Raw genomic sequence first — 12,549 nt, 5'->3', positions numbered from 1 at the left:
GGCTTGCTCGCGAATCGAGTGCGCAGCACTCGTCAGGCCAGACCTGACCAACATCAAAGAGGGTGCATTCAATGTCCCAAGAATTCGACTACATCATCATCGGTGCCGGCTCGGCCGGTAACACCCTGGCGACCCGTCTGACCGAAGACGCAGGCGTCACCGTCCTGCTGCTCGAAGCGGGCGGCCCGGACTACCGTTTCGACTTCCGTACGCAGATGCCGGCCGCCTTGGCGTTCCCGCTGCAAGGCCGTCGCTACAACTGGGCCTACGAAACCGATCCAGAACCACACATGGATGGCCGTCGCATGGAATGCGGTCGCGGCAAGGGCCTGGGTGGTTCCTCGCTGATCAACGGCATGTGCTACATCCGCGGCAACGCCATGGACTACGACGGCTGGGCGAAACTGCCAGGCCTGGAAGACTGGTCGTACCTGGATTGCCTGCCATATTTCCGTAAAGCGGAAACCCGCGACATCGGCCCGAACGACTACCACGGTGGCGACGGCCCGGTCAGCGTGACCACGCCGAAAGCCGGCAACAACCCGCTGTTCCACGCCATGGTTGAAGCCGGCGTGCAGGCCGGTTACCCGCGTACCGAAGACTTGAACGGCTACCAGCAGGAAGGCTTCGGCCCGATGGACCGCACCGTGACACCCAAAGGTCGTCGTGCTTCCACCGCCCGTGGTTACCTGGACGTCGCCAAGAAGCGTTCGACCCTGACCATCGTCACCCATGCCCTGACCGACAAGATCCTGTTCGAAGGCAAGCGTGCGGTCGGCGTGCGTTACCTGGTCGGCGCCGCTGAAGAGCGCGTTGAGGCCAAGGCGCGCAAGGAAGTGCTGCTGTGCTCCGGCGCCATCGCTTCGCCGCAGATCCTGCAACGCTCCGGCGTCGGCCCGGCCGAACTGCTGAACAAGCTCGACATTCCGGTGGTCCACGACCTGCCGGGCGTCGGTGAAAACCTGCAGGATCACCTTGAGCTGTACCTGCAATACGCTTGCACCCAACCGGTCTCGCTGTACCCGTCGCTGCTCTGGTACAACCAGCCGGCCATCGGTGCCGAGTGGCTGTTCAACGGCACCGGCATCGGCGCCAGCAACCAGTTCGAAGCCGGCGGTTTCATCCGTACCCGTCCGGAATTCGAATGGCCGAACATCCAGTACCACTTCCTGCCGGTAGCGATTAACTACAACGGCAGCAACGGCGTGAAAGAGCACGGCTTCCAGGCGCACATGGGCTCCATGCGTTCGCCGAGCCGCGGGCGCATCCAGGCCAAGTCCAAGGACCCGCGCCAGCACCCGAGCATCCTGTTCAACTACATGGCCACCGAGCAGGACTGGCAGGAATTCCGCGACGGCATCCGCCTGACCCGTGAAATCATGCAGCAGCCTGCACTGGACGCCTTCCGTGGTCGCGAAATCAGCCCGGGTATCGACGTGCAGAGCGACGAGCAACTGGACAAGTTCATCCGCGAACACGCCGAAACCGCGTTCCACCCGTCCTGCTCGTGCAAGATGGGCACCGACGAAATGGCCGTGGTCGATGGCGAAGGTCGCGTGCATGGCATGCAAGGCCTGCGCGTGGTCGACGCCTCGATCATGCCGATCATCACCACCGGCAACCTCAACGCACCAACGATCATGATGGCCGAGAAAATCGCCGACAAGATCCGTGGCCGCAAGCCGTTGCCGCGCAGCACCGCCACTTACTATGTGGCGGGTGAAGCGCCGGTGAAAGGCAAGCCGGTGCGGGAAGTGAGCCAGATCGCTTAAGGCGTTAACCCCCGTTACGGCTATTCGCGAGCAAGCCCGCTCCCACACTTGATCTCCAGTGGACACAGATTTTGTGAACACCCGGGATTAAATGTGGGAGCGGGCTTGCTCGCGAAGGGGCCCTGTCAGCCACCATCCCTCCCAAAGTATCCACCGCTCTAGACCGCTCCATCCTTGATCCCTCCCCCCTTGCAGGCCTAATCTAGCGCCACGCAATCGTTTCACCTCTCCCCTCGCAGCACCGCTCCATCGCCACTCCATACCCAGGAGGTTCACGAATGTTCGATTTTTACCCCCAGCTCAAGCAGCGCTTCGCTGCCTTGCGCACGGGTGCCGAATTCTTTTCCCTGCGTTATGTACGCGAGTCCGGGCAGTACCTGTCGGTGCGCAAGAACGTCGCCGAACCGCCGAGCCTGAGCCGTGACGAAGGGGCGATGCTGACCGTGCGGGTCAATGGCGTCGAGGCCTATGCGGCCACCAACGATTTGTCGCAACAAGGCCTGCAAGCCGCCCTCGAACGCGCCGAACTCCAGGCCCGTCGACTCAAGCCCCACGCCTTGCTGGACCTGCGCGAACAAGCTGTTTCCAGCGACCGCGCCGATTACTTCTCACCTAACCTCGACCAGGCCTTCCCGTCCCTGAGTGAGTGCTACCAGTTGCTCGGCGCCGAATCCGCCGCCGTGCCCAAGGACGACCGCCTGGTGAACTGGCAGGTCAGCCTCGGTATCACCCACGTCGAGCAGATCTACCTCAACAGCGCCGGTGCCGAACTTCGCCAGGCCCAACGCTTTGTGTACCCCGGCCTGGACGTCACGGCCTACGACGGCAACGACAGCCAGACCCGCAGCCTTGGCCGCGAGAACTTCGGCCAGCAAGGCGCGGCGGACGTCATCAGCCGCTGCGGCCTGATCGGTGCCGGTGCCCAGGTGGCCGATCAGGCCCTGCAATTGCTCCTGGCGCCGAACACCCCGCAAGGCAAGCGCGACCTGTTGCTGATGCCCGACCAGATGATGCTGCAAATCCACGAGTCCATCGGCCATCCGCTGGAGCTGGACCGCATCCTCGGCGACGAGCGCAACTACGCCGGCACCAGCTTCGTCAAAGCCAGTGATTTCGGGCGCCTGCAATACGGTTCCGGCCTGCTCAACGTGTCCTTCGACCCGGACATCCCCGAGGAACTCGCCAGCTACAGCCATGACGACGACGGCACGCCTGCCAGCAAACAGTTCCTGATCCGCGAAGGCCTGCTACTGCGCCCGCTGGGCGGTGCGTTGTCGCAATTTCGTGCGGGCATGGACGGCGTCGCCAACAGCCGTGCCTGTGGCTGGAACCGCCCGCCGATCGACCGCATGGCCAACCTCAACATCGAGCCGGGCGACCAGTCCATCGAACAACTGATCGGCGGTATCGAACACGGCGTGCTGATGTCGACCAACCGTTCATGGTCGATCGACGATGCGCGCAACAAATTCCAGTTCGGCTGCGAATGGGGCCAACTGATCGAAAACGGCGAACTCAAGGGTGTGGTGAAGAACCCCAATTACCGGGGCATCTCCGCGCAATTCTGGAAGAGCCTCAGCGCCGTCGGCGATGCCAGTACCCTGAAGGTCCTCGGCACACCGAACTGCGGCAAGGGCGAACCGAACCAGGTGATCCGCGTCGGCCACGCGTCACCGGCCTGCGTGTTCAGCAATGTTGATGTATTCGGAGGAGACGCCTGATGAATCCTTCAAACAGCCAGTCCGCGTCGTTCAAGGCGCTGGTCAACAGCCTGCGTGAAGCCCTGCGCGAGCCCGAGCAGTTCACCCTCAGCTACGCCGCCGAGTCGTCGGCCTTCGTGCGTTTCAACCACGCCAGGGTGCGTCAGGCCGGTCAGGTGCAGCAGGCGAGTATCGGCCTGAAACTGATTAACGAAGGCCGCCATGCCGACCTGAACATCACCCTGGGCGGCGATCCCCAGGTTGATCTGCAACGTTTGACCGAAGGCCTGCAACAGCTGCGGGAAACCTTGCCGCTGCTGCCTCAGGATCCTTATTTGCTGCTCAACCACAACGGCTGGCAGAGCAACAACGTGCAATCGCATCCGCTGCCGGACACCGAGGAGGTAGTCGCGCAAATCACCCAGGCCGCCGAAGGCCTGGATCTTGTCGGTTTCTACGCCGCCGGCCCGATCAGTCGTGGCTTTGCCAGTTCTTCGGGCGCCTTCGGCTGGCATCAGGCCAACAGTTTCAATTTCGACTTCAGCCTGTTCCACGAGAATGGCCAGGCCGTGAAAGCCAGTTACGCCGGGCACGACTGGAATAGCGAAGGCTTTGCCAGACGCTTCCAGCAGGCCCGCGAGCAGCTTGAGTTTCTGGGCCGGCCGCTGCGCACTTTGCCGCCCGGCCAGTACCGCGCTTACCTGGCACCGGCGGCGCTGGAAGAAATCATGGGCATGCTGTGCTGGGGTGGTTTCTCGGCACAGTCGATCGCCAGCAAAAGCAGCCCGCTGCAAAAGCTCTACGGTGGCGACAGCGCGTTCAGCCCGCAGGTCTCGCTGGATGAAAAAGTCAGCGGCTCGCTGAGCCCGGCGTTTTCCGATGAGGGTTATCCACGCAGCGATCTTAAGTTGATCGTCGACGGCAAGGCCGGGGCACGACTGGTCAGTTCGCGCAGCGCCGCCGAATACGGCTTGACCGCCAATGGCGCCAGCGGCGGTGAGTCACCGAGCGCGCTGAACATGAAAGCCGGAGCATTGCCTGACGCGGACATCCTCAAGCAACTGGGCACGGGGCTGTACATCAGCAACCTGTGGTACCTGAACTTCTCGGATCAACCGGCCGCACGCCTGACCGGCATGACCCGGTTTGCCACGTTCTGGGTCGAGAACGGCGAGATCCAGGCGCCGGTCAACACCATGCGCTTCGATGACAGCGCCTTCAGCCTGCTCGGTTCGCAACTGGAAGCCTTGACCGAGGAGCGGGAGTTGTTGTTGTCGGCGAGTACCTATAGTCAGCGAGCGACGGCGTCGGCGTTGTTGCCGGGGGCGTTGGTCAGCCGATTGACCCTGACCCTGTAAACACAACACACCTGTGGCGAGGGAGCTTGCTCCCGCTGGGCGGCGAAGCAGCCCCAAAACTTGCAAGTCCGGTTCACCTGAAAGACCACACAAACCGGATTTACGACTGCTGCGCAGCCGAGCGGGAGCAAGCTCCCTCGCCACAGGGACCGAGCACTATCTGACTCAGAGGTCCCATGCCCAACCGCCCGCCTCTCGACGCCGTGACCGCCCGCTGGATACCCTGGGTCGTCGCCATTGCCTTCTTCATGCAGTCCCTCGACGGGACGATCCTCAACACCGCCCTGCCCGCCATGGCCCGGGACCTGGCCGAAGATCCGCTGCGCATGCAGGGCGTGATCATCGCCTACATGCTCACCGTCGCCTTGCTGATTCCCGCGTCCGGCTGGATCGCCGACCGCTTTGGCACCCGGAAAATCTTCTTCAGTGCGATTTTGCTGTTCAGCCTCGGCTCGCTGCTCTGCGCATTGTCGAGCAGCCTGAGCATGCTGATCGGTGCCCGGGTGATCCAGGGCCTGGGCGGCGCATTGATGCTGCCGGTTGGGCGGCTGGTGGTGCTGCGCGCCTACCCGCGTTCGGAACTGGTGCGGATCATGGGCTTCATCACCATTCCCGGGCTGCTCGGCCCCTTGATCGGCCCGACCATGGGCGGCTGGATGGTGCAATACCTGACCTGGCACTGGATCTTCCTGATCAACCTGCCGGTGGGGCTGGTCGGTTGCTACGCCGTGTGGAAATTCATCCCGGACCTGCGCGGTTCCGAGCGCACGCGCTTCGATAGCCTGGGCTTCGTGCTGTTTGGCGCGGCGATGATTCTGATCACCATCGCCATGGAAGGCCTGGGCGAATTGCACCTGCCGCATCTGCGGGTGATGTTGCTGCTGTTCGGCGGCATGGCGTGCCTGGCGGCGTACTGGCTGCGCGCCGGGCATATCGAGAACCCGTTGTTCGCGCCGTCGCTGTTCAAGACCCGGACCTTTGCCGTGGGCATTCTCGGCAACCTGTTCGCCCGTCTCGGCAGCGGCGCCCTGCCCTTTCTGGTGCCGTTGCTGCTGCAAGTGGCGCTGGGCTATTCGCCGTCCCAGGCCGGGATGAGCATGCTGCCGCTGGCGGCGGCGGCGATGATCGCCAAGTGGGTGGCGCGGCCGCTGATCGAGCGTCTGGGCTACCGCATCGTGCTCACCGGCAACACCCTGGCCCTGGGGATCATGCTGGCGAGCATGGGCCTGGTCAGCGAGCAGACGCCGTACTGGCTGCTGCTGTGCCAGCTGGCGATCCTTGGCGCGATCAACTCCTTGCAGTTCACTGCGATGAACACCGTGACCCTGATCGACCTCGACGATGCCAGCGCCAGCAGTGGCAACAGCTTGCTGTCGGTGGTCGCGCAATTGTCCCTGAGCCTGGGGGTTGCGTGCGCGGGTGCATTGCTCGGTGGCTTTACGGCGGAGATTGGCAATGATGGCGTGGACACGGTTTTGGGGGCATTCCAATTGACCTTCGTGACCGTAGGAATCATGGCAATGTTGGCCGCGACGATCTTTTCCCAGCTGTCACGGAATGACGGACGGCGTGTTAAACGTCCGGAAGAACACATAGAGCCTTAGGGCGAATGGCCACTGGGCTGGTACACTGCGCGACATTTTGTTTTGCAGGCCAGTCCCGTGACCACCATCGCCACCGAATTTAATACTTTGCCGCTGTCCGCCGCCATGCTGGCTAACCTCGACTCCCTCGGTTATGCCCAGATGACGCCGATCCAGGCGCAAAGCTTGCCGGTGATCCTCAAGGGGATGGACCTGATCGCCCAGGCCAAGACCGGCAGCGGCAAGACCGCTGCCTTCGGCATCGGCCTGCTGAACCCGATCAATCCGCGCTACTTCGGTTGCCAGGCGCTGATCCTGTGCCCGACCCGCGAGCTGGCTGACCAGGTCGCCAAGGAAATCCGTCGCCTGGCCCGCGCCGAAGACAACATCAAGGTCCTGACCTTGTGCGGCGGCGTGTCCCTCGGCCCGCAGATCGCTTCGCTGGAACACGGCGCGCACATCATCGTCGGCACCCCGGGACGCATCCAGCAGCACCTGCGCAAGGGTTCGCTGGTACTCCACGGCCTGAACACCCTGATCCTCGACGAAGCCGACCGCATGCTCGACATGGGTTTCTACGATTCCATCGAAGAAATCATCATGCAGGCCCCGGAGCGTCGCCAGACCCTGCTGTTCTCCGCCACCTACCCGGTAGGCATCAAGCAGCTGGCCTCGAAGTTCATGCGCAACCCGCAGCAAGTGAAGGCCGAAGCGTTCCACGACGACACGCAGATCGAGCAGCGCTTCTTCGAGATCTCTCCGGATGACCGCATGAGTGCGGTGACCAAGGTCCTTGGCCACTTCCGCCCGGCCTCCTGCGTGGCTTTCTGCTACACCAAGCAGCAGGTTCAGGAAACCGTCGACCACCTGACCGCCAAAGGCATTTCCGCCGTCGGCCTGCACGGCGATCTGGAACAGCGTGACCGCGACCAGGTGCTGGCGATGTTCGCCAACCGCAGTACTTCAGTGCTGGTGGCGACCGACGTCGCCGCCCGCGGCCTCGATATCGACTCGCTGGACATGGTGATCAACGTCGAACTGGCCCGCGATTCGGAAATCCACATCCACCGCGTCGGCCGTACTGGCCGTGCCGGTGAGAAAGGCCTCGCCATCAGCCTGGTGGCGCCGTCCGAAGCGCAGCGCGCCCAGGCCATCGAACAATTGCAGAAGACACCATTGACCTGGGATCAGGTGGACAACCTCACCTCCAAGGGTGGTGGTCCGCTGCTGCCGCAGATGAGCACCCTGTGCATCGCTGCCGGCCGTAAGGACAAGGTTCGTCCGGGCGACATTCTTGGCGCACTGACCGGTGACGCCGGCATCCCCGGTGCCCAGGTCGGCAAGATCGCGATTTTCGACTTCCAGGCCTATGTGGCCGTGGAGCGCGGCGTTGCCAAGCAGGCCTTGCAGCGTTTGAACGACGGCAAGATCAAGGGCCGTTCGTTGCGCGTTCGTATTTTGTAAGCGATCTTCGACCCAACGAAGATCCCCCTGTGGGAGCGGGCTTGCTCGCGAAAGCGGTTTATCAGTCGACATTGATGTTGAATGTGATGGCCCTTTCGCGAGCAAGCCCGCTCCCACATTGGTTTTGTGGTGATACATCAAGAGGACACCGTTTTGCGCTCTACCGAAGTCGTGATCATTGGCGCTGGCGCCGCAGGGTTGATGTGTGCACTGACCGCCGCCGGGCGTGGGCGCAAGGTGTTGCTGCTGGACCATGCCAACAAGGCCGGCAAGAAAATCCTGATGTCGGGCGGAGGCCGCTGCAATTTCACCAACATGTACACAGAGCCGAGCAATTTCCTCTCGCAGAACGCGCACTTCTGCAAATCCGCCCTGGCCCGCTATACCCAGTGGGATTTCATCGGCATGGTCGCCAAGCACGGCGTGCCGTACCACGAGAAAAAACTCGGCCAGCTGTTCTGCGATAACAAATCCAGCGACATCCTTGAGATGCTGCTCAACGAGTGCGATCAGGTCGGCGTCAGCCTGCACCTGGACACCTCGATCCAGACCATCGAGAAGCTCGAAAAGGGCTATTTGCTGGACACGACGCTTGACCAGATCACCTGCGAATCCCTGGTGATCGCCACCGGCGGCCTGTCGATCCCGACCCTGGGCGCCACCGGCTTCGGTTACCAGGTGGCCAAACAGTTCGGCCACGAACTGCTGCCGACCCGCGCCGGCCTGGTGCCATTCACCATCACCGATCAGCTCAAGGCCTTGTGCACCGAGCTGTCCGGTACGTCGGTGGATTGCCTGGTGAGCTGCAACGACCAGAGCTTTCGCGAGAATATCCTGTTCACCCACCGCGGCCTCAGCGGCCCGGCGATCTTGCAGATCTCGTCGTTCTGGGAGTCCGGCGATACCGTCGAGATCAACCTGATGCCGGATCACGACGTGCCGGAATGGCTGCAACAGCAACAGGCCGAACGTCCAAACAGCGAGCTGAAAACCCTGCTCGGTGAAATCTTCACCAAGAAGATGGCCAACCTGCTGGCGGACAACTGGTTCGTCTCCAAACCGATGAAGCAGTACACCCACGCGGAACTGGCCGATATCGCGGAGAAACTGGCGAGCTGGAAAGTCGTGCCCGCCGGCACCGAAGGCTATCGCACTGCCGAGGTGACCCTGGGCGGCGTCAACACCAATGAAGTGTCGTCCAAGACCATGGAATCGCTGAAAAGCCCGGGGCTGTACTTCATCGGCGAAGTGCTGGACGTGACCGGGCATCTGGGCGGGTTCAACTTCCAGTGGGCCTGGGCTTCCGGTTACGCCGCTGCGCAGTACGTCTGATCGCACCGTTCTTGTAGGAGCTGCCGAGTGAAACGAGGCTGCGGTCTTTTGATCTTGAAAAGCAAAGTCAAAAGATCGCAGCCTGCGGCAGCTCCTACAGGGACCGTATTTCAGTCAGGAAAGGAACAGATTTTGCTGTCTGATGTGATCGACGCCATTGCGTCGGCGTCATTAGTGGCTCAATTTAGCGTCATTGCCTCGGAAGGCCTTCGCATTTCATGTCATCGACTTCGTTCAGCCAGTCTCTGCGTCGCCTTTGGGCGCTGGATAAATTCAGCTACAGCGTGCGGGTATTCATTGCCCTGACCGGCACCATGGCGCTGTGTTGGTATCAGGATGAAATGGGCCTGCTGATCCCGTTGTTCCTGGGGATCATCGCCAGTGCCCTGGCCGAGACCGACGACAGCTGGCAGGGCCGTCTCAACGCGCTGGCGGTGACGCTGGTGTGCTTCGCGGTTGCCGCCCTCTCCGTCGAACTGCTCTTCCCCTACCCCTACCTCTTCATCATTGCCTTCGCCCTGGCCGCGTTCTGCCTGACCATGCTCGGCGCCCTGGGCGAACGTTATGGCGCGATTGCCTCGGCGACGTTGATCCTTTCGGTCTACACCATGATCGGCGTGGACCAGCGTGGGGGCGCGGTCACCGACTTCTGGCACGAGCCCCTGCTTTTGGTGGCAGGCGCAGCCTGGTACGGCGTGCTGTCAGTGTTGTGGCAGGCGCTGTTTTCCAATCAGCCGGTGCAGCAGAGCCTGGCGCGGTTGTTCCGCGAACTGGGCTTTTACCTGAAGCTCAAATCCTCGTTGTTCGAGCCGATCCGGCAGATGGACGTGGAGGCTCGGCGCCTGGAACTGGCCCAGCAGAACGGCCGGGTGGTGGCGGCACTGAACGCCGCCAAGGAGATCATCCTGCACCGGGTCGGCAACGGGCGCCCGGGGTCGAAAGTCAGCCGCTACCTCAAGCTGTACTTCCTCGCCCAGGACATCCACGAGCGCGCCAGTTCGTCGCACTACCCTTACAACGCCCTGGCCGACGCCTTCTTCCACAGCGACGTGCTGTTCCGCTGCCAACGCCTGTTGCGCCAGCAAGGCAAGGCCTGCCGGGCCCTGGCCGAATCGATCCAGATGCGCCAGCCGTTCATCTATGACGCCAGTTTCGCCGAGGCCCTGAGCGACCTCGATGCCTCCCTCGAACACCTGCGCATCCAGAGCAACCCGGCCTGGCGCGGTTTGCTGCGTTCACTGCGGGCACTGGCGGCCAACCTCGGCACCCTCGACCGCCTGCTCAGCGATGCCAGCAACCCCGACGCCCTGGCCGATGCCACCGACAGCAGCCTGCTCGACCGCTCGCCGCGCAGCCTCAAGGACGTGTGGCTGCGCTTGCGCACGCAACTGACGCCAACCTCGCTGCTGTTTCGCCATGCCCTGCGATTGCCCCTGGCGTTGAGCATCGGCTACGCCATGGTGCATTTGATTCACCCGTCCCAAGGCTACTGGATCATCCTCACCACGCTGTTCGTCTGCCAACCGAACTACGGCGCCACCCGCCGCAAACTCGGTCAACGGATCATCGGCACCGCCATCGGCCTGACCCTGGCCTGGGCGCTGTTCGACCTGTTCCCGAACCCGCTGATCCAGTCGTGTTTCGCCATCGCCGCCGGGGTGGTGTTCTTTACCAACCGCACCACCCGCTACACCCTGGCGACGGCCGCGATCACCCTGATGGTGCTGTTCTGCTTCAACCAAGTGGGTGACGGTTACGGGCTGTTCCTGCCCCGGCTGTTCGACACCTTGCTCGGCAGCCTGATCGCTGGCCTCGCGGTGTTCCTGTTCCTGCCGGACTGGCAAGGCCGACGCCTGAACAAGGTGCTGGCCAACACCCTGGCCTGCAACAGCATTTACCTGCGCCAGATCATGCAGCAATACGCGGCGGGCAAAAGCGACGACCTGGCTTACCGCCTGGCCCGCCGCAACGCGCACAACGCCGACGCGGCGCTGTCGACCACACTGGCCAACATGCTGATGGAGCCGGGGCATTTCCGAAAGGAAGCGGACGTAGGCTTCCGCTTCCTGGTGCTGTCACACACGTTACTGAGTTACCTGTCGGGCCTGGGCGCGCACCGGGAAACCCAACTGCCGGCGGACATGCGTGAGCACTTGATCGAAGGGGCCGGGGTGAAACTGGCCGCCAGCATCGACGCGATCGCCCAAGGACTGGCGAGCAAGTCTTCGATCGAGATTCAGAGCGATGAAGAAGAAGCACTGGCCAATGAACTGGAACAGATGCCTGATGAAATCGATGAAGGGCAGCGGTTGGTACAGACGCAACTGGCACTGATCTGCCGGCAGTTGGGGCCGTTGAGGACATTGGCGGCGCATCTGATCAAGGACACCAGTGAAGATTGAGATTTGTGGTGCCTGGTCTGCCCTCATCGCGAGCAAGCTCGCTCCCACAGGGGTTCTCTTGTGTTCACAAAATTTGTGTCGACTGAAGATCTAGTGTGGGAGCGGGCTTGCCCGCGAAGAGGCCATCAGCAACAGCACAGAAACTGGCTCAACCCACTCACATCCCGTGCTGTTTAATCAACTTGTCATAACTCCCGTCCGCCTTCATCGCCGCGATCTCCCGGTCGAAACCGGCGACGATCCGTGCATGCTCGGGATTCTTCAGGCTGACCATGATATGCAGGCTGTTCTCGCTCAATGGCTTGGGCAGGAACTCCACGGCGTTTCGCACCTTGGGTGACTCACGGGCCAGGTAGTAGCGGGCGACGAATTCATCTTCCAGCGTCAGCTTGACCCGGTCGGCCGCGAGCATGCGCACCGCCATGGCGAAACTGTGCACGGGGATTTTCTGCAACGACTCGTCGTTGTCGAACGGAGGCGAATAGGCGTATCCACGCACAATTGCAATCGGATAAGTGTGCAATTGCTGCAGGTTATTGAATTCGATGGGCGCATCTTTGCGCTTGAGAAAACGCACGCGATTGAGCAGGTACTCGCCGGAAAACTGGCCAAGCCTGGTTCGCTCCTCGGTGTACCAGGCGTTGACCAGCACGTCGTATCGACCCTCGCCCAATCCCATCAAGGCCCGTGCCCAGGGCACCTGTTCGAAATCACTGGCATAACCAGCCCTGGCGAGCGCGGTACTGACAATGTCCGTGGCCAGACCACCGTTGACGAGCGTGGAGTCGGTAAAGGGTGGCCAGGCATCAGCAACCAACCGCAGTTTTTCTGCAGCCGCTCCCTGAGCCAGCCACAGCAATCCAATCAAGGCCAACGCTCGATGCAATCGCGGCATGCCAGAAAATCCTTAGCGGGCGGGTTGCCCGACGTGTTTTCAG

The 12,549-nt window shown here is 62.2% G+C and carries 8 protein-coding genes; 7 read left to right on the top strand and 1 reads right to left on the bottom strand.

The window, feature by feature from the left end:
* Positions 1-71: 71 nt before the first annotated feature.
* The 7 genes from betA to yccS all read left to right on the top strand — a co-directional run bounded on the left by betA (position 72) and on the right by yccS (position 11,611).
* Positions 72-1,772, top strand: coding sequence for a choline dehydrogenase (betA, locus tag ACM6IT_RS09015; protein ID WP_414917830.1), 1,701 nt, complete (start codon positions 72-74; stop codon positions 1,770-1,772).
* Positions 1,773-2,050: 278 nt separating this feature from the next.
* Positions 2,051-3,493 (top strand): TldD/PmbA family protein, encoded by a 1,443-nt coding sequence (locus tag ACM6IT_RS09010; protein WP_414917829.1) that lies wholly within the window; start codon positions 2,051-2,053, stop codon positions 3,491-3,493.
* Entirely contained in the window at positions 3,493-4,830 is a 1,338-nt protein-coding gene (locus tag ACM6IT_RS09005) for a TldD/PmbA family protein (protein WP_414913441.1), read from the top strand. The genes ACM6IT_RS09010 and ACM6IT_RS09005 overlap by 1 nt, the downstream gene beginning before the upstream one ends.
* A 176-nt stretch (positions 4,831-5,006) precedes the next feature.
* A complete protein-coding gene (gene mdtD / locus ACM6IT_RS09000; protein ID WP_056726548.1) occupies positions 5,007-6,434 on the top strand; it encodes a multidrug transporter subunit MdtD in 1,428 nt (475 codons plus the stop codon).
* A gap of 105 nt (positions 6,435-6,539) precedes the next feature.
* Positions 6,540-7,877, top strand: coding sequence for an ATP-dependent RNA helicase DbpA (gene dbpA, locus ACM6IT_RS08995; protein ID WP_236709710.1), 1,338 nt, complete (start codon positions 6,540-6,542; stop codon positions 7,875-7,877).
* A gap of 153 nt (positions 7,878-8,030) precedes the next feature.
* A complete protein-coding gene (locus ACM6IT_RS08990) occupies positions 8,031-9,209 on the top strand; it encodes an NAD(P)/FAD-dependent oxidoreductase (protein WP_414917828.1) in 1,179 nt (392 codons plus the stop codon).
* A gap of 218 nt (positions 9,210-9,427) precedes the next feature.
* A complete protein-coding gene (gene yccS, locus ACM6IT_RS08985) occupies positions 9,428-11,611 on the top strand; it encodes a YccS family putative transporter (protein ID WP_414917827.1) in 2,184 nt (727 codons plus the stop codon).
* A 157-nt stretch (positions 11,612-11,768) separates the two neighbouring features.
* Here the strand turns inward: yccS and ACM6IT_RS08980 are convergent, their stop codons facing one another.
* Positions 11,769-12,506, bottom strand: a complete 738-nt coding sequence (locus ACM6IT_RS08980; RefSeq protein WP_056726544.1) for a substrate-binding periplasmic protein — start codon at positions 12,504-12,506, stop codon at positions 11,769-11,771.
* Positions 12,507-12,549 lie beyond the last annotated feature (43 nt).

The organism is Pseudomonas sp. IT-P4 (assembly GCF_949767755.1).
GTDB lineage: Bacteria > Pseudomonadota > Gammaproteobacteria > Pseudomonadales > Pseudomonadaceae > Aquipseudomonas > Aquipseudomonas monachiensis.
Note: the sequence above shows the minus strand (reverse complement) of the source record. Positions and strands in the feature narration are given on the sequence as shown.

Excerpts from the sequence above, each read along its gene's own strand:
- betA (WP_414917830.1), top strand. The coding sequence starts at position 72 with ATGTCCCAAGAATTCGACTACATCATCATCGGTGCCGGCTCGGCCGGT.
- ACM6IT_RS09010 (WP_414917829.1), top strand. The coding sequence starts at position 2,051 with ATGTTCGATTTTTACCCCCAGCTCAAGCAGCGCTTCGCTGCCTTGCGC.
- ACM6IT_RS09005 (WP_414913441.1), top strand. The coding sequence starts at position 3,493 with ATGAATCCTTCAAACAGCCAGTCCGCGTCGTTCAAGGCGCTGGTCAAC.
- mdtD (WP_056726548.1), top strand. The coding sequence starts at position 5,007 with ATGCCCAACCGCCCGCCTCTCGACGCCGTGACCGCCCGCTGGATACCC.
- dbpA (WP_236709710.1), top strand. The coding sequence starts at position 6,540 with ATGCTGGCTAACCTCGACTCCCTCGGTTATGCCCAGATGACGCCGATC.
- yccS (WP_414917827.1), top strand. The coding sequence starts at position 9,428 with ATGTCATCGACTTCGTTCAGCCAGTCTCTGCGTCGCCTTTGGGCGCTG.
- ACM6IT_RS08980 (WP_056726544.1), bottom strand. The coding sequence starts at position 12,506 with ATGCCGCGATTGCATCGAGCGTTGGCCTTGATTGGATTGCTGTGGCTG.